Here is an 18330-nt window from a genome sequence, read left to right on the forward strand (position 1 = left end):
CACCCCCTGCCGTCAACGAGGAACACCATGAGTGAATCTCAAATCGCTCTTACTCTGCTCGTCTTTGCGGCGGTTATTCTGTCCATAGCCTTCAACCTTCTCGACATGGCTCTGGCTGCCCTCCTGGGCGTCAGCACCATGCTTCTGTTGGGGGCTTTCACACGCAACGAATTTCTACAAGCAGCGCAGAACGCCGGAGGCTCCATAGCACTCCTGTTCGGCGGCATGGTGGTCGCTCGGACCCTGGTGCCGACGGGAATCTTCGACCAGTTGGGAATGCGTTATCTTCGTTCAACCCGCGGAAGCGGTAAGCGGTTCCTTCTGGGGGTGATCGTCCTGACGGCCCCACTGTGTGCCGTTCTTCCCAACGCCACCACCGTGATCCTTCTCGCTCCCATAATCATTCGCGTAGCCAGGGCTCTCGAAGTGGATTTCGTCCCGCCCGTTATTCTCACCGCCATCATCAGCAATTCCGCGGGACTGTTGACCCTGGTGGGCGACCCTGCCACTTTCCTGGTCGGGAGCTCCATTGGGATGAGTTTCGGGGAATATCTGCATAGAGTCAGCCTCGGGGGGCTGATCGCCGTTCTGCTCCCCATCCCGATCCTCCCCTGGTTGCTCAAAGACATTTGGCGGACGCAGCGGCCTCTGCCTGCCGAACTGCCCCTGCCGCGGCTGGAACGCCCCGCGTTCTGTTCGCTCGCACTCCTGGTGCTGGTCGTGATGATTCTGCTTTTTCTTTTCGGTGAGAAGATGCCCGTTCCCATCGTTCCTCCTTCGGTTGCCATTGTTGCAGCATCCCTCGCGCTTCTTGTTGTTTATGGCTTAAAGGTGGAACCGGTGGAACGGGTGCTGAACGACGTGGACTGGAAAACCCTCATCTTCCTCACCTGCATGTTCCTTATGGTTGAAGCATTCACGAAAACCGGCATCCTGCAGGGCCTGTCCAGGCACATGAATATTTGGTTTGGCCACAATTTGCTGGTGGTGGCCATAATCGTGCTGGCGGGCGTAGGCATGTCGTCCAGCCTGCTGGCCAATATTCCCGTCGTGGCGGCCATGCTGCTTCTGGTCAAAGGGTACCTGGTTGCAGCACAACTCGTGCCGGAGCTGGCTCTCGGAGCGGCCTTCACCGACTGGCCGGCTTTCACCTTGCCGCTATTTGTCGCCATGATGTTCGGGGGAACCCTGGGCGGGAATGCAACGCTCATTGGTGCATCCGCCAATGTGGTGAGTGCCGGGATCTGTGCCGCACATGGAAAACCTGTGAGTTTTGCCACTTTCGCTCGATACGGGGTCCCCGTGACCGCTGTTCAGCTGCTCATGTCAGCCTTCTATGTGCTGGCGCTGACTTGGCTGACGGGACGGTAGTGTGCCGTTTTCATGTTCTCATTTGGCAGGCTTCGCAGGTACAGCGGAGGCGCCGTCTTTTCTCGCAAGCCCGCAGAGACCCGGGATGAGTCGAAAGCACCTTTGCCGGCGCGCATGCGAATGAGTAACGGCCCCGGGATGCGCCGCCGCCGGAACGGCTCCCGCAATGGTGCACCTCTGAACTACGCTTCCTCCCTCGTCATTCCGGCACCGGGACGCAGGTCCGATCAGATCACTCGGAGCTCTTTGATCAGGGTCGAACCGGCCGCAACACTCTTGACCTCGGCACGAAACGCATAGTGTCGCGGGTACTTGACAAAAACGAACTCGTGCAGGAGCGACCGCGCCTTCTCCCGCTCGTTCGACAGAGTGTGGAATTCCGCCAGGGCGCCCAGGACCCGGGCCGCACGGGCGTAGGCCCCCCTGTGTTTTGCGCTCACGATCGCATCGATGCGGTCCCGGCCGATTTTTAGCGCCCAAGCCTCGTATTTCTTGGCCTCCGCTTCCGCGATCTGCGCCGATTCAAGTCCGGTGAGCAGCGCGCGGCAGGCATCTCCCCTTCCGACCTCATCCTCTTCATGGAGATAGGAATCATACGTCTCCGAGTATTCCTTCAACAAGGCTCTGATGACGGATGCTTCGGGCGAGTTTCCGGTCAAGACGGACAGGATGGAGGCAAAAAGCACCCCGGCCTTTCCATAGGACCACCCGATGCTCCTCTCGCCTCGACCTTCCCGGAAGGCTTCACCAACCTTGCCGGCCATCAGCAGCGTTTTGATGAACAGGTCCCCGGGGGCCTTCCCCTCCTTGCCGGCGTCCTTCATCGAGGCAAGGACGGCTTCCAATTCGCGGGAACGAACGCCTTGTTTCTCTGCTTCATCAAGCAGTTCGAGAAGGTTCCGCTCACGAGGCGCGGACAAAAACCGCTCCCGTTTCCCGAGCAGCACGCATTCCGTCCTCCCGAGCACCGTCGCGGCACTGGTCAGGCATCGGGCCGCCTGCTCCCGGAAACCGCACCTCGGCAATATTTCCAGGGCTTCCCGGCAGGCATCCAGCATCGCGTTCCAATCGTTTTCCCTTTCAAGGCACTGAATCCAGAAGAGGTAACCACGCGGCTGGTCGGTCTTCCATTTCCTTGCCAGCCGGGAAACACCGTCGATCCCTTCCAGCATTTGCGTCGCTTCCAGCAGAAGCACGGCGGCCCTGTCGTTGTCATGGGACTCCAACCTTTTTGCCCAGGCGGGCAGGAACGATTCCCAATCCGGCATCCGGCCCGAGCTGGAGTCAACGATATCCTGCAGCATGGGATAAGGTTCCGACGAGATGTCCAGACGATCGTGGTCCATCGCTCCACGTACGGTCATGCATTCGAACAAGGCCTGAACTCGGGTCCTCTCATCGCTGGTCTCATAGACGCAACGGCAATACCTCGCCCTTTCCTCGCGCATGTCCGGTGCATCGCGGGAAAGGCAACCGGCCGCCTCTTCGTTCTCATCCAGAAGATCGAAAAGGGAGGCATACAAGCGGCGGGCAACTTCCAGTCGTCCATACAGGAACAGCCCGCCTGTTTCGACGAACAGATTCTCCAATTCCTCGGCCTGCTCCGGCGCCAAGCAGTCCGGCTCCTCATCGTCGTAACCACAATTGCCCCAGTGTTCGGACTCCTCCCAATAGTCGCCGTTTTCAATGGAACGGATTCTTTCCTCGATCTCCTCCCTGAGGCCCGCGATGCGTTCGAGCAAGGTCTCGGCCAAATCCCGGCCTGTTTCCATTCTCCCGGCAACGGGCTTGGGAGCGATAGCGCGAATTTTGTCGAGAAAACCGGAACGCTCTCTTATCGATACCTCTTGCGCCAGTTCGAGCACGCTCTCGATCAGTTCATCCTTCGACAGCGTTTCACAGTGTTCTCTTACGGCTTCCAGATAGGGTTTCAACGGCATTCTGCTCTTGGTCGTTTTCATGGTGTTTCACCAGTTTCCTCTGTAGTTTTCTCGACACTACTGCACCGAACCGTATCACCCAGGCATTACCGGATATCATGGAGTGATTTTTGATTGTCTCCCTTCACGGAGATTTTATTCTACCCGGACTTACCTCTTTCCTGTCAGGTCGGATTGCGCGGTTCCCAAGGGCCCGGAGCGGTCCAAATCATCTCGAATGCTTCTCCCTGTTGGGCGGCACGAACGGGAGGCATTAGAAAACCCGTCAGAAAAACCGCCACCTCCTGCAAGGATACCTTCTCCTCCATGAGACGATTCTTACGGATGAATGCGCCCCATTGGGTCATCTTGACCCTGTCATGGGAGAAAGATTCCGTCAAAGCCAGCGGGATCTCCGCCGGCAGAACGGTCCTGCGCTGTTCGAACGTAGCCCGTATCGCCCGGCTGAGCAGCAAGCCATCGAATTCGAACCGCCGTGCCAGTTCCCGAATATCATAGAAATCCTTCATGCGACTATTGGCAATGCCGAGCATCACCATGGCCTGAAATTTCTCGGAGACAACGGTGTACCTTGGGTAGGCGAGGACTTCAGGCGCCGGAAGGTCCAGAATCGTTGGATAGCGAACTTCCTCCGGACCAGGAAGAACCACGTCACCAAAAGCTACGTCAATTTGGAGGGGGATGACGGCACCTGAAAGGATCGCGGTCACTTGCATCCGTACTCCCCGGTACTCGCTCTCACCTCGGATCTCTGAACCGCGAACGTTCTCCTTCAGAAAAGTTAGCCCGTCGTCCTCGACGGCGACTTCGCACAAGGCACGAAAAGTCCCTTCCAGGTGAGCGATTTGGCCTGGACCGAAGCCAAGAAGAACCATGTCCCTGGTCGGGCGGTAGGACGCATCGAACCAGAGGGTGTACAGCATGGCACCCTTGAGCAGAAATCTGCTTCGCCATTCAGAGCGCCCTATTCTGTACAATAGTCTTTCCAGGGCGTAGCGTGTCAGCACGAGATCAAAGGGTTCGGACTTTTTCTTTGAAAGGTTGAGGAGACGCTGACGGACGGACGCCCCAACATTTCGAAGCCGGTTTTGGGTCACGGCAGTGACTCCAGGTAGGGTCTCATCACATTGGAAACACGGCATATCTTAGCGTAGCGCCAAAGGTCGTCCATGGTACAGCGGCGCTCGCGCCAGCACTCGCGCAGGGCTTCCAGAGCCACGTCAAGGCCGGTCTTATTACGGTACTTAAAACAGTCCGCAACGGTTTTCGCGGGGCTGTAAACCCTTACTTTGACACCCTGAATGAGCTGGTCCTCAACGCCGGAACGGAGTGCAGCGCCAGAGAAGCGCACGATGCGGAGTGGCAGACCATCGCTCCTGGGCTTCCTTGCCTTGACGTCGACAGCGACCCAGACTTCAAAAGGGGCTTGCGTCGTCAGCCCGTAGAACCGAAGTGCGGACAGTAGGCAGATGACACCATGAGGGATTTTCTTGGATGCTTCTGCCAGGCTAAGGTGCTCGCTCACATCGGAATCCACGAAAGTATAAAGCCCGCGCGCAACGCGCCGCACCAGTCCCTTGCGACAGAGTCGTACGAGGTATTCGCGTGGAATACCGTAAGAATCGAGCTCCCTTGGACGGAAGACCCCTGCTTTCTCCACAAGGTCAAGAACTTGTTCCGTCGTTGTCGGTGCCATACTACCCCCCACACAATAGTGTTACGAAATGTTGGTTCTTATATTTATATACCGACGTTATGTAACACATTGTGTCGGCGCAGTCAAACCTAACCGTCCGGGCTGATTCCCTCGCCCAGAATTCACACGATGCTTCCGACCATAAGGAGGTGCGAACAACTTGGGGAAAACGTTTCGCCATTCCCGGGAAAATCCACTCTAATCGGCGCATGGAAGATGGCAACCATGGAGGCCATGGTGACCTGATTGACGGGATCATGAGGCAAACTGAATCTCAAAGCGAGGATGGAAGAATTGAAGACAGAGGCTCTTTCTAGAATTTCTGACGGCAATCGAAGAGATCCCTTGCCTGCCTGTGACCCGAAGGTGGAGGGAGGATAAGGCGCTTGGTGGTTCGACGAAGAAGAGAAAGTCCATTGCCGGTATCCGGAGAGCGTCGACGAAAAGGTTTGCGTATCGCAATACCAGTTGAAGCCGTTCCTTTTTGCGAGGCAAGCAGACCCGACCCTGTACGGGAGACTCGGCGATCTTTCCCGGAAAGCCGGATTCCCGGAGCGGGACACGAACTAATTCGGACCGCACACGATTCTTTCGGTGGCCATGGAGGCCGCGATTTTGATGGAGTACCTGGCCTTTAAGGCTCCCGCGTTCCTGGAGGCGATCCTGAAGCTTGAGATCGGGCTTATGGAGCGGGCGGCGAAACTCGGCGAGGACCCGAAGGAATTTTTCAGACAGGCCGTCGAGGGGGTGGACGTCAAGTATCGTCCGGTGCCCGATTCGGTGAAGAATTTCCGATATAACGCCTGATGCGGCGAAGGAAAGGGGGCGCCGTCAGACCGTCTGATAGAGGAGCGGGCGCGCGCTGAGAAGTGAGTGGGCGTAATCTTGAACGGGAGAGGAGGCCGAGATCCTTGGGTTTCCTCTTCCCGGCCCAATGAGGACTGTAGCTTAGGGTTGATTGAATTCACATTGCACTGAGATTTTGCTAAGATCCCCGAAACCCCGGCTATGCATCCGGAGAGGCGGCAATAATCGGCTCTGGCAGATCTTTGTCAGAATCCGGAGATTTTTCCTGTTGGATATGGTGCGAGAATGAAATTCGAAAAATTTCGATCCGGTATACACAGGCAGCAGTATCAGTACAAGAGCTTTTCTCCCTCGCCGGTGAATCAGCCATGGACTTGGGAGGATCCCAAGATTAACACCCTGTTGGAACGCGCATCCCAGTCCATGGCTGAACTCAATGCGTTTTCGCTGATCGTGCCCGATGTTGATTTGTTCATCATGATGCATGTTTACAAGGAGGCCAGCACCTCGAGCCGGATTGAAGGCACTCGAACGGGAATGGATGAGGCAATCCTCGATAGGGAGTACATCGATCCCGAGAAACGAGATGACTGGCAAGAAGTTCAGAATTACGTACAGGCCATGAATCTCGCGGTCCGGGAATTGAGCACTCTTCCTCTGTCCAACCGGTTGCTTCGCGCCACTCATGAGCGCCTCATGCAGGGTGTCAGGGGCGAGCACAAGCCCCCCGGAGAATTCAGGCGGAGTCAGAATTGGATCGGTGGAACCAGCCTGCAGGACGCAGTTTTCATTCCGCCTGCGCCGGAGGAAGTCCCTGAGTTAATGAGCGACCTGGAGAAATTCTGGCATAATGAAGAAATCGACGTCCCACATCTGATTCGGATTGCGATCAGCCATTACCAGTTCGAGACCATTCACCCCTTCCTGGATGGAAACGGTCGCATCGGACGTTTGCTGATAACGCTATATCTTGTCGGTAAGAGGCTTCTGAGTAAACCGTCCCTGTATCTCTCGGACTACATGGAGAAGCACAAGGGTGCCTACTATGATGCCCTTACTACAGTCAGAGCGTCGAACGATTTGAGCCATTGGGTCAAGTTTTTTCTTGTGGCCGTCCACGAAACAGCGAAAAAAGGCAGCCACACGTTCCAACAGATCCTGGCCCTCCGATCCGAGGTGGAATCGAAGCTTTTTAAATTGGGCAAAAAGGCGCAGAATGGAGGTAACCTATTGAATATTCTATATCAGAAACCCATTGTGACTGCCAATGAAGTTGCGGAGAAGCTTGCCGTCTCACATCAAACAGCCAGCGCTTTGATCAGGGATTTCATGAGCTTGGGCATCCTCACGGAAATCACCGGCTACCAGAGAAACCGCATGTTTGAATTTGAGAACTATCTGAAACTATTTATCAATTAGGACTGAGGGGGAAGGTTTACATATAGTCTGTGTTATGTAAGGAAAACGCATTTCCCTTACATAAGTAGCTGTCCTATGTAAAGTTGCTTTGAGAGTTTGGCCGAATTGCGGAACCTGGAAAGAATTGCATGCAGTCGTCGATGGATGCGCACTCAAGCGCTTTCGCGGTATAGGGAGAGCATCCGGGAAAACGGTTCCCGCAACGACGTCTTCAACCACCCCGCCCATCATTCGATCACGATGACCGTGGACATTTACGGGCACTGGATTCCGGGGGAAGGAAGGATTTGGGAAAGGCCCTAGGCAGACTCTGCCAAGGTGCCAAGGCGATGAAATCTAGGCCGGATGGCATCACCTTGGCAGATTCTTGTCAGATTTCGGGGAGCAGGATTGTAAGTTATTGATTTTATTATGTGGTGCCGAAGGCCGGACTCGAACCGGCACGAGTTTCCCCACCACCCCCTCAAGATGGCGTGTCTACCAAGTTCCACCACTTCGGCACGTAATCAAATATTATAGCCAACTCCGGGCCTGAGGCAAGTCGAAACCCGCCGCGGGGCGTCGCCGGAGTCTCGGCCCGTCGGTACGCCGGCCGGGGTAAGTCCGTTTTCCGCCGACGGCACATTTCGCAAGCCGGCAAGTGTCCGCCAAACCGGCACTCTCCGCCGATTTGCGCCGCTATTCCTTCCATCGGCAGCACAACGCCGCCCAATCGAGGCAATGTCACCGCTTGACGTTGTCGCCGCTCACGCAAAAGGAGCTCAGGAGATTGGTCGGGGACGTGAATCGGGACAACCGCCCCGCCCGACGTCGCCGCTCCCTCCACCGGCCCGCTACTGCTGTTTCTGGGCGCCCTTGTCGGCTTGCTTCTTTGCCGGCTGCTGTCCCGGGCCTGCCGTCGCTTTCTTGGGCTCCTTGGCCGGGGCGGCAGCGGCAGGCGCAGCCTTCTTGGTCTCCTTGGCCGGAGCAGGCGCGGCAGGCGCCGCTTTCTCGGCTGCCGGAGCGGGCTTTGCTTCCTTCGGAGCCTCCGCCTGGGCCTGGGGCGCCGTACCGCCCTGAGGCACGGCCTGCGCCTGCGGTGCGGGCTGGACCTGAGGCGCCGTCGCAGGATCAGCGGGCGCGGGTTGAACCGGCTTTGCTTCCGGAATGGCCGGTCCCTGCGGCTGCGGCGGCTGCTGTTCTTCCGCGGGAATATCCTTCATGACGGACCGGCTTTGCGGACCCGCCGATATGTAAGCCAAGCTGAGACACGTCAGCATGAAAACGATCGCCGCCCCGGTAGTCAGCTTGCTCATGAAGGTCGAACCGCCCCCGCCGCCGAAAAGCGTCTGGGAGGCGCCCCCGAACGCCGCCCCCATCTCGGCCCCGCGGCCGGTCTGGAGCAGGACGATCAGGATCAATGCCACGCTGGCCACAACATGAAGCAGGATCAAGAAAATATACATTGTGCGACTACTCGCTTCTCAAGGAGACACAAATCGGATAATGCGTTTGAAGGAGCCAACCTCCAGGCTTGCGCCTCCAACCAGCAACCCGTCCACATCGGGCTGTGCCATGAGCGAATCCACATTATCCGGTTTAACCGAACCTCCATACAATATTCTGGTAAGGTTTGCAACCGTTTTGTCGCAGAGCGCGGCATAGCGCTCCCTGATGAACGCATGCACTTCCTGCGCCTGGTCGGGGGTCGCGGTCTTGCCGGTGCCGATCGCCCACACGGGCTCGTAGGCGATGACGAGCTCCCTCGCCTGCTGCGGCGTCAGGCCCAAAACGGCCGACTGGACCTGTTCGTCCACAACCTTGAAGGTCCGGTTGGACTCCCGCTCGGCAAGCACTTCGCCCACGCACAGAATGGGCACCAACCCGCACGCGAAGGCCGCGGCGACCTTCAGGCGAATCGTCTCGTTGGTTTCGCCGAAAACGTGCCGCCGCTCGGAATGCCCAACGATGACGTACTCACAGCCGACGTCCTTGAGCATGCCCCCGGAGACTTCTCCCGTGAAGGCTCCCTTTGCCTCCTGGTGGCAGTTTTGGGAGGCGAGCCTGTAACCCGGCGCGGTCATCACGCGACGCACCGCCGCCAGCGCCGTGAAAGGCGGAGCGATAACCACCTCGCGGTCGGTGACCGCGCCGACTTCGCGCTGCAATTCCTCGATGAACGCGACCGATTCGCCCACCGTCTTGTGCATCTTCCAGTTAGCCGCTATCAGTGGAATTCTCTTTTCCATATTCTCCTCTTCGATTACGGCCGCAAGACCGTGGGGGGTCAAACCTACACATTTCACAATTCGCCGTGAACCCCCGCGGGCTCACCACGAAATATGAAGCCGAGTCGGGCCAGGGCATTTTCACACAAACCGCCCACCGCGGGCAGAGAGGCCTCGACGAAGCAGGAAAGTCAACTCCATCGTTGCCCGCACCCGCCGTGAACTGCGGGCTCACAAAACAAAAAACCATGAAGGCGCCGATCCGGAAGCATAACAGGCAGAATGCAAGCCGTCTCCATCATTTGCTGCGATCCGCGGCATGACGGTCGCACTTTCCGGCCGGGCAGCGCCCTCCGCCGCCGTATCGGAGTCCTGTGCCCCGGCGGCTAAGACCTCCCGCAACACTCCTCCAGGGCGGCCACTCCGGGCAGGGTTATGCCCTCCAGCATTTCCAGGAACGCGCCCCCTCCCGTCGACACGTAGCTCACCTTGTCTTCCATGTTGGCCTGCTTCACGGCGGCCGCGGAATCTCCGCCGCCGATCACGGTCAGCGCGTCGAGGCTGCCCAGGAATTCGGCCAGGGCGAACGTGCCCTTGTTGAACGGCGGGGTTTCGAACGCCCCCAGCGGGCCGTTCCACACGATGGTGCGACAGTTCTTCAGAACCGATTCGAAAACCTCGATGGACTTCGAGCCCACATCGAGGATGAGCCTGTCCTTCGGGACCTTTTCCACCGGGACCTGCTGCACGTCTCCGCAGCTCTCGAGGCTCGGCGCCACCACCGCATCCACCGGCAGATACACCTTGACGCCCTTTTCAGCGGCGGCCTTGAGCAGCCGGGCCGCGGTTTCCAGGTGATCGTCCTCCACCAGCGACCTGCCGACCTCCTTGCCCTGGGCCTTGAAGAACGTGTTCGCCATGGCCCCGCCGATGACCAGGAAATCGACCCTCGATATCAGGTGTTCGAGAACGCCGATTTTGGTGGAGACCTTGGCGCCCCCGATCACCATGGCCATCGGGCGCGCCGGATTGTCCATGGCCTTCCGGAAATACTTGATCTCGTTTTCGAGCTGGTACCCCGCCGCGCATTCCCGCGCGAAGCGCGTCATGCCGTGCACCGAAGCGTGCGCCCGGTGAGACACGGCAAAGGCGTCGTTCACGTAGACATCCGCCAAATCCGCGAGTGCCCGCGAAAACGCTTCGTCGTTCTTTTCCTCTTCGGCGTGAAAACGCAGGTTCTCCAGGAGAAGCACGTCGCCGTTCTTCATTTGCGCAATCCGCTCGACAACCTCCCTGCCCGTGCAGTCGGGCGCCAGCGGCACCGGCCGGTCGATCAGCCGGGAGAGGTGCTCTCCAACCGGCTTGAGCGAAAATTCGGCCGACGGCTTGCCCTTGGGCCGGCCGAGGTGGGACGCGAGGATCGCCTTGCCCCCCTTTTCGATCACCTTGTTCAGCGTCGGCAGAACGGCACGAATGCGCAAATCGTCCTTGACGCGAAACTCCTTGTCCAGCGGCACGTTGAAGTCGACTCGGATGAACACGCGCTTGCCGCTCAATTCCAACTCGCCAACGGTTTTCATCTGGAAAACTCCTCCCCGGATCAGCCCCCACTGGACGCCTCGGAGCCGGGCGGCCCCCAACGAGGCCCGATACGGTTGCCTGAGGAAAACTCACGTTTGCCCATACCGTTTCCCCGACACAAAACCGACCTGCGTTCAGGACGGCGGCACCGGGCGGGCGGGGCGCAAAGTCATCCCTCCAATCGATTGGGTCATGCAACGGGCGGGGTTTGTCCCGCCCCGCCCTTTTCGCCGATCCCTTGTTGCGCGACCTTGAACGCGAATCGGCATAAGCCGGGGGCCGACAGGCCCCCAAATACTCCACTGGATTCCCGCCCGAGCCGGGACCGATCCGTTCCGCGGCCTCGCACGGTGAATCCCATGCCGCGCTTTTGCGCCGGTAAATCGGCGTCGCAACCGGCCTATTCCATGGACTTGCACATCAACAGGGCCAGATCCGCCAGGCGGCTCGAATAGCCGTATTCATTGTCGTACCAGCTCAGCACCTTGACCAGCCGGCCCTGCATGACCGAGGTGAGCCTCGAATCCACGTTGGAGGAATAGGAGGTGTGGTTGAAATCGCAAGACACCAGTTCCTCGTCCACGTATTGTAGAATGCCCTTGAGCGGCCCGTTGGCCGCGTCTTCGAAGACCTTGTTCACTTCGTCCCGGGTGACGTCGCGGCCGACCCGGCACACCAGGTCCACGAGGGACACGTTGGGGGTCGGAACCCGGATGGCCAGCCCGTCGAGCTTGCCTTTGAGCTCGGGCAGCACTTCGGCGACCGCCCTGGCCGCGCCCGTGGTGGTCGGTATCATCGACAGGGCCGCGGCCCTGGCCCTGCGGCGATCCTTGTGTATGGCGTCGAGCAGCCGCTGGTCCATGGTGTAGGAATGGATGGTCGTCATCAAACCGTGTTCCACGACGAAGCGGTCGTGCAGCAGGGCCACAATGGGAGCCAGGCAATTGGTGGTGCACGATGCGTTGGACACGATGTGGTGCGTGCGGGGGTCATAGGAGCCGTCGTTCACGCCGATCACGAAGGTTGCGTCCATGCCCTTGCCGGGCGCGGTGACGATGACCTTGCGCGCGCCCGCGTTGATGTGCTTCTGGCAGCCGTCGCGGTCGGCGAACCGCCCGGTGCTCTCCAGCACCACATCCACGTTCAGTTCATGCCAGGGGGACTGGGCAGGGTCGCTGACCTTCACGCATTTGAAGGTCCTGCCGTCCACCGTCAAGGTGTCCTCCGTAGCCGACACCTCGCGGTGCCATACCCCGTGCACCGAGTCGTACTTGAGCAGGTAGGCCAGCTCCACCGGGGCTGTCAGGTCGTTGATGGCCACGACGTCCAGCGGCAACTGCCGGTCGATGAGAGCCTTGAAAATAGTGCGTCCGATGCGCCCGAATCCATTGATAGCCACTCTGTTCGCCATTTGGTCCTCCTCGTGGTTTCTTATCCGTTCCGCTTCCTCAGGTCTGATTTTCGTTCAGCAATCGAACAGGCGAAGGAAAGAAGGGCCAGTCCTAGAGCATGCGCGCGATGCTCACCGTCCTGTCTCCGAGCATGTTCGTGTAACTTCCGAGTTCGTTGTCGTACCAGCCGTAAATCACCGCCTGGGTGACCGGCACCTCCAGGATCCTCTGGGGCAGGGCCCGGCCTTCCGCGTCCGTCGAGGGCTTGGCGAGCTGGGTGATGTCCAGCGACGCCGACGGCGCGGTTTCGCCCAGGGCATTCATGTATTCGTAGGCGCTCATGATGTGGTGCATGTCGATCCGAACCGCCGAGGTCCGCGTGTGGTTTTCGTGGCCTTCGATCACCGCGGCGGCCCGCGGCAGACCGATGATGTCCGCCGAGACGTTCTGTTCCTCGGTGTAGACCAGGTATCCTTCCGGATAGTGCGATACGGCCTGCTTGTATATCCCGTTGACCTTTTCCCGGTTGATGGGATTGCGCATGCTCTCGTCCTGGATCATCATGACCAGGATGATGAGCGACCCGGTGGTGACGGGAACGCGTACCGATTCCGCGATGAACCCGATGCGCTTCATTTCCGGGATGACCAGCCCCAGCGCCTTGGCGGCCCCCGTGCTGGTGAGGATGATATTGTTGAACACCGACCGGTTCTTGCGCAGATCCGTCGCCCCCGTCTTGGGCGCTCGGTCGAGCACCTGCTGGGAACTGGTGGCGGCATGCACGGTGGTCATGGACGCGGAGAGAATTCTCTGCGGCCCGAAATAGTCGAGCAGCGGTTTGACCATGTAGGACAGGCAGGTGGTGGTGCACGACGCATTCGAGACGACCAGGTGTTTCTTGGGGTTGTAGTCGGTGTCGTTTATGCCCATCACGGTGGTGACCGCATCCGCCGGCATCTCGCGGCTCTTGTCCTTGATCTTGAACGGCGCCGACACAATCACCTTCTTGGCCCCGGCAACCAGGTGCCCGCGAACGGACCCCTTGGGATCGTCGGGAGTGGCCGTCGGGTCCACGAACGCTCCGCTGGCGTCCACCACGACTTCCACGCCGTGTTCCCGCCATCCGATGGCGGAAGGATTGCGATGTTTGCGCAGGAAGGTCGTCTTCACCCCGTTGATGCGCATGCTCCCGTCTTTTTCGTTCAGCTCCTCAATCACCCTCGAGGCACGGCAGCCGTAGAGAAAGGTATGAAGCGCTCCGTAGGTGGAATCCTTTTCGACGAACCGGGCGATGTCTTCCAGTTGGGTCCCTACGCCACGGCCGATGTTGACGAACAATTCGGAAAAGAACTTGCGCTCGGCGTGGTGCCAGATGCTGAGCTTGGCAATCCTGCCGAGGCCGTTGATTCCGAGCTTCATGGGCACCATCTGCTCGTGTCGGCTCATAAGACCTCCCTGCTTTGATTCGTAACCCGAAAAATGCACACAAAAACGTAATTTAAGAACGAAACCCGAAAAGTCAAAAACCGCGCGCCCGGGAGTTCCCCCCAACCGGCCGGGCAAACGCTCCTGACCGCCCGCCGCTCAGGGAATCTCATCGGCACGAGCATTCTCCCGGAACATCCCGCCCCTGACCGCGCATCGTCCCCCATCATACCCGCACAGGATCAGTTGACCACTTCCACGTGTTCCGTCGCGTGCTCTCCGACATAGATGGCGCCGCTTCGGCCGTCGATGCCGATAAAATCGCCCGTGTGGAGCTCATGCCCATCGACCACGCATTTGCGTTCCGCTTCCCAGACTTTCATCTTGCTGAACCCGACCACGCAGATCTTCCCCAGGCGATGCGCGACGATAGCCGCGTGAGACGTCGCTCCGCCCTTGCCGGTGAGTATCCCGTCGGAGATGCTGATCTCCCGGATGTCGTCCGGCACCGTGTCCGAGCGGATGAGGATAATGGGCCGGCCTTCGTGTTCCCGGCGCAACCGCTGGATGGTCTCGAGGTCGAAGGCGACCATCCCCGACAGCGCGCCCCCGCTCACCCCGATGCCGCTTCCGACATATCCCGCGTGCAGGTCTTCGGAAGGTTTGAAGACCGGGTAGTCGCGTTTCACCCGCGGCGCCATGTTTCGTGACTGCAACACGAACAGGCCGTCCCCTTCGGCTCCCTGAAAAGTGAATTCAATCTCCTGGGGGGACCAGTGCTGGCCGTAAATGAGTTCCTTGGCAATTTCGACCAGCCGCTGATAAACCTTGGGAAACAGCATTTCGAGCGAAAAATCCTTGCGCTCCCCCTGGGTCATCCGCTGCTTTTCCGAAAGAGGCAGGGTCTTCACCAGGCCGCCCACGACATCCTCCCCCTGGTTCCCCAGGGTGAAGTCTCCCACCGGATCCACATGGCTCTCCGCCGTCCAGGGGTTGTGCGTGAACATGACGCCCGCGCCCGACTGGTTGTCGAGATTGCCGAACACCATCGCCTGAATGGTCACCGCGGTGCCCCAGTTCTCCGACAGGCCCATGATTTCCCGATAAGTCACCGCCTTGGGCGAATTCCAGGACTTCATCACCATGCGGATGGCGGTGAAGAGCTGCTCGCGCGGCGAATCGGAGAAATCGATCCTGTGGGACTTGAGCGCCTCCTTGTACGCCAGGGCAAGCTCCTTGATTTCCTGGGGAGTGAACTCTCTTTTCACCTGCCTGCCGTAAAGCCGCTTGAAATGATTCATGATGCCGTCGAATTCATCTCTTTGCATGCCGAAGGACATGGCCCATGACTGGATGAACCGCCGGTAATTGTCCCAGGCGAACCAGCCTTCTCCGGTCTGCCGGATGAGACCCTCGACGATGTCTTCGTTGATGCCCACGTTGAGAAAGGTGTTCATCATCCCGGGCATCGACACCGCGGAACCGCTCCGCACCGAAAGCAGCAGGGAATTGCCCGGGACCCCGAAGCTTCGCCCCGTCTGTTCCTCGAGCCGCCGAACGTGCGACATCACCCGATCCTGAAAATCCACGTTGGAATGGGTGAAGCCGTCGATCACGCTTCGGCAGCGGAAATATTCCGTGGTGATCACGAACGCCGGGGGCACCCGAATGCCGATGGAATGGAGCTTGGCCAGGGTATACCCCTTGTTGCCGAGGTGGATGAGATCGAAAGTCCTGGCGTTGGGCTCGTAGATGTAGGACGTCGTTCTCTCCTGGTCGTAGCTGAGCAGCAGGTCCAGCTTGTCGACGCTCAGCTCCTCGCGTTGCGTCGCCAGCGTGGTCAGAATGCTGGTGATGAAGTGATCAAAGTACTGCAGCCCGAACGTCCGCGCGATCAGATCCCGCAGAAAGCTCTCGGAAATCCGCTGGTTGCGCTCGGCCGCCGATTCGTCGCCCGTATCGCGCCGATAGCGGCTCAGCAGCCTGTCCCGGCCCAGCCACTTGATGACGGTTTCGAGATTCTCCTCGTGCAGGTTATGATAGTTCGCCTGGATGACCTGCTTGATGGCCTCCGAAAATCCCTTGAAGAGGTCCATGTATTGCGAGTGGGAGAATCGCGGTATCGCGAGAGCCTTCAGGAAAAGCTCCTTTTGCTGCTCCAGATGGTTCGAGCTGATGCCGTCGATCTCGAGGGCCTTCATGAACAGCGGGAGGAACTTGGCGATCCTGAAAAAAGTGGCCCGCGTAATGAAGCCCAGATTGAAAGAGAGAATGATCTCCTCGAACAGCACGTTGGCCAGGTTCTCGAGCCGGAAGGTCAGCCCCAGGGCATCGAACTTCGTCTCGTTGTAGGACCCGTACATGGAGGGGATATCCACGGCGATATGCCGCTTGATGTAAATGTTCTCCAGTACGTTGAGCTCCCTTGAAGTCAGAATGACCTCCTTGAGCTCCAGCAGGTATTCCAGGATGGCTTCCAGCTTCACATACGTGTCGGTGCTGCCCAGGGCCTTCAGCAATGCGCCGGGATCGGGCAGGCCGAGGTTCGCCGCTCGCTGCAGGTGGACTTCGATGTCCTTGAAGCTCAGCGCGTATTTTTCGTGGAGCAACTGGTAGAACTGGATCATGAGGAAAGCGCGCCGGCGCTCCCTCTCGGACACCTCCGGGACAGCCCATATGAGCTCGCGCGTCCCTTCTTCCGTCAGGTCCAGGAGATCGGGAGCATGGTGAATGGTCCGCGACTCGAAGATCGACACGAAGATTCGGTGAATTTCCTCGACCAGGGGACCGGAGGTGGCGATTTCCGGGTAGACTTCAGGCGGCACGAGCTCGAGCAGACGGCTCTTGTCCAAAGTGCGCCAGAATTCGATGATGGCCTGGATGAACGTCACGACGATGTTGTTGCTCTCGACGTGGCTCTGCTTTCTGAGGAAGTGGATCAGCCGGTCGCTGCGCCCGGTAAGCTCGTCCACGTCGGTCGAAACCGTCCTCAGCAGCCCCTCCGCGCCGATCTGGTTGAAGTACACGGGAAAGATCTTCGCCAGCTGCTTGATCATGTTGTAGACCGGGCGTATGGGAGAATGGAGCAGCAGGCTCACATCCTTTTGAAACAGGTCGGTGTCCCGGATATAGATGCCTCCGAGAAACAGGTTCACGATAAGGGCCGAGAGCAGCAGGCCCGTGCGTTCTGGGTTCTTCTTGATGATCTCGAGCCAGATACGGATGTTGGGCAGGTGCGCCGGATTCACTTCGATCTGCCAGTGTTCGCTCACCCCCCCGAGCTGAGGGGTCTGGAACCCCATGCGGATGATGTGGCGCAGGAAGAAATTGATCAACTGGCGGTCGTTGGTTTCGAGGATCTCCAGCCCGATGGTCCGCACGATTTGCAGAGCGGCTTCAGGATAGTTGAGCAGGCAGTGCCCGAGCACGTCGAAAATCCGTTCCAGAAAGCTTTGAAGCCCTTCCACCGGCTTCTGATGGATCCACCGGGCAATCTCGAAGTTGATTTCCCGCAGGGTCTCTTCATGGATCCCTTCGAGCCCGCGCACTTCTATGATCTTCAGCCGCATGAGGAGGCTGAGGGGGGTGCCGTCGAGAGGAATTTCGCAGGACTTGAGCTTGTCGGGCAGCCGGAAGTAGAGCCGCACGATGTCGTGATAGTCCGTGAGGCCCGCAAGCGCCGCCGTGGCCTGAAGGTGATCCGGCTCCGGATCGATTTCCGTGCGCAGCACCCTCATGTACTCCAGGTACTGCTCGTGTCCCAGGGGACGGCACAGCTCGACACACGTCGGCAAAGGCCCGCCTCCCTGTTCGGCCAGCCAGCCGCAGGGGTCTTCCTTGGACACCCAAAACAGGTAGGTTTCCTCGTGCAGACGGCGCAGGAGCGCCCGTATCTCTTCGAATGAGGCCGGTTCGGACCAGATCTTGAGCAGCCTGGCGGCAAGCCGTTTGGGCTGGTAGAAGCATCGCATGAGGTGCTCGAAAGGCGCCTCCGGAAGCCCGGCCAGCTGTTTGAAAAAATATCGCAACACCCCCTGGTGGCACGCCGCATGCGTCTCGATCGCCCGGCCCACGTCATCCACGGCCAGGCCGTCCGGCAGCGGCCTGGCGATCTCTTCGGGCATTTCGTCCAGCAGCTTGAACCAGAAGTCCAGAAGATGATCCGCGGCCAGGCTCCTGACCTCGAAGCGCTCCGACTGCTTCAGGGCTTCCAGCAGTATGTCCGAAAGCAGAAAAATGACGCCCCCGTTGAGAGGATGACGATGGTAGAGACGCAGGTTGGAAATCGCGTATCTTTTCGTTTCCTGGATGACGAAGGTCCAGTTCCGGTACCGGTGATGGTATTCCACCAGCAGCTCCCGAGCCTGCTGCTCCTTGCCGGCATACCCTTTCACCGCCTCCCGCAGGATTTCGAACAAGGAAGGGACATCGACCGCAACCTTGGTGATGTCCATATTCTTGGTCAGCGCGTCGGATTGGATTTCGTACTCCAT

Annotated in this window: 12 protein-coding genes and 1 tRNA gene; 3 read left to right on the top strand and 10 right to left on the bottom strand. The window is 58.9% G+C overall.

The annotated features are described in order from the left end of the window. Positions 1–27: 27 nt before the first annotated feature. Positions 28–1371: an ArsB/NhaD family transporter gene (locus tag SFUM_RS10620; protein WP_011698904.1), complete on the top strand. Its 1344-nt coding sequence runs from the start codon at positions 28–30 to the stop codon at positions 1369–1371. 227 nt (positions 1372–1598) lie between these two features. Here the strand turns inward: SFUM_RS10620 and SFUM_RS10625 are convergent, their stop codons facing one another. From SFUM_RS10625 to SFUM_RS10635, 3 genes are all read right to left on the bottom strand, one after another. After that, on the bottom strand, positions 1599–3332 hold the full coding sequence (locus SFUM_RS10625; RefSeq protein WP_011698905.1) for a hypothetical protein: 1734 nt from the start codon (positions 3330–3332) through the stop codon (positions 1599–1601). Positions 3333–3475: 143 nt separating this feature from the next. Further along, positions 3476–4408 carry a nucleotidyl transferase AbiEii/AbiGii toxin family protein gene (locus tag SFUM_RS10630; protein ID WP_011698906.1) on the bottom strand — a complete coding sequence of 311 codons (933 nt, stop codon included), beginning with the start codon at positions 4406–4408 and terminating at the stop codon, positions 3476–3478. Next, positions 4405–5007 carry a type IV toxin-antitoxin system AbiEi family antitoxin domain-containing protein gene (locus tag SFUM_RS10635; RefSeq protein ID WP_011698907.1) on the bottom strand — a complete coding sequence of 201 codons (603 nt, stop codon included), beginning with the start codon at positions 5005–5007 and terminating at the stop codon, positions 4405–4407. The genes SFUM_RS10630 and SFUM_RS10635 overlap by 4 nt, the downstream gene beginning before the upstream one ends. 615 nt (positions 5008–5622) lie before the next feature. On the opposite strand from SFUM_RS10635, the gene SFUM_RS10640 reads away from it, so the two are divergent. Continuing rightward, positions 5623–5814 carry a hypothetical protein gene (locus SFUM_RS10640; RefSeq protein ID WP_150109487.1) on the top strand — a complete coding sequence of 64 codons (192 nt, stop codon included), beginning with the start codon at positions 5623–5625 and terminating at the stop codon, positions 5812–5814. A gap of 285 nt (positions 5815–6099) precedes the next feature. Then, on the top strand, positions 6100–7233 hold the full coding sequence (locus tag SFUM_RS10645) for a Fic family protein (RefSeq protein ID WP_011698909.1): 1134 nt from the start codon (positions 6100–6102) through the stop codon (positions 7231–7233). Between the two features lie 414 nt (positions 7234–7647). On the opposite strand, the gene SFUM_RS10650 is transcribed toward SFUM_RS10645, so the two are convergent. From SFUM_RS10650 to SFUM_RS10680, 7 genes are all read right to left on the bottom strand, one after another. Next, positions 7648–7733: transfer RNA gene (locus tag SFUM_RS10650), tRNA-Leu, on the bottom strand. A gap of 333 nt (positions 7734–8066) precedes the next feature. Beyond that, positions 8067–8678, bottom strand: a complete 612-nt coding sequence (gene secG, locus SFUM_RS22520; RefSeq protein WP_011698910.1) for a preprotein translocase subunit SecG — start codon at positions 8676–8678, stop codon at positions 8067–8069. Positions 8679–8696: 18 nt separating this feature from the next. Then, entirely contained in the window at positions 8697–9461 is a 765-nt protein-coding gene (gene tpiA / locus SFUM_RS10660) for a triose-phosphate isomerase (protein WP_011698911.1), read from the bottom strand. 365 nt (positions 9462–9826) lie between these two features. Further along, complete coding sequence (locus SFUM_RS10665) at positions 9827–11020, bottom strand: phosphoglycerate kinase (RefSeq protein WP_011698912.1); 1194 nt, start codon at positions 11018–11020, stop codon at positions 9827–9829. Between the two features lie 401 nt (positions 11021–11421). Next, on the bottom strand, positions 11422–12432 hold the full coding sequence (gap, locus tag SFUM_RS10670) for a type I glyceraldehyde-3-phosphate dehydrogenase (protein WP_011698913.1): 1011 nt from the start codon (positions 12430–12432) through the stop codon (positions 11422–11424). 91 nt (positions 12433–12523) lie between these two features. After that, positions 12524–13858, bottom strand: a complete 1335-nt coding sequence (locus SFUM_RS10675) for a type I glyceraldehyde-3-phosphate dehydrogenase (protein ID WP_011698914.1) — start codon at positions 13856–13858, stop codon at positions 12524–12526. 221 nt (positions 13859–14079) lie between these two features. After that, positions 14080–18330, bottom strand: a complete 4251-nt coding sequence (locus SFUM_RS10680) for a PEP/pyruvate-binding domain-containing protein (protein WP_041442353.1) — start codon at positions 18328–18330, stop codon at positions 14080–14082.

The sequence above is a fragment of the Syntrophobacter fumaroxidans MPOB genome, from assembly GCF_000014965.1.
Classification (GTDB): Bacteria; Desulfobacterota; Syntrophobacteria; order Syntrophobacterales; family Syntrophobacteraceae; genus Syntrophobacter; species Syntrophobacter fumaroxidans.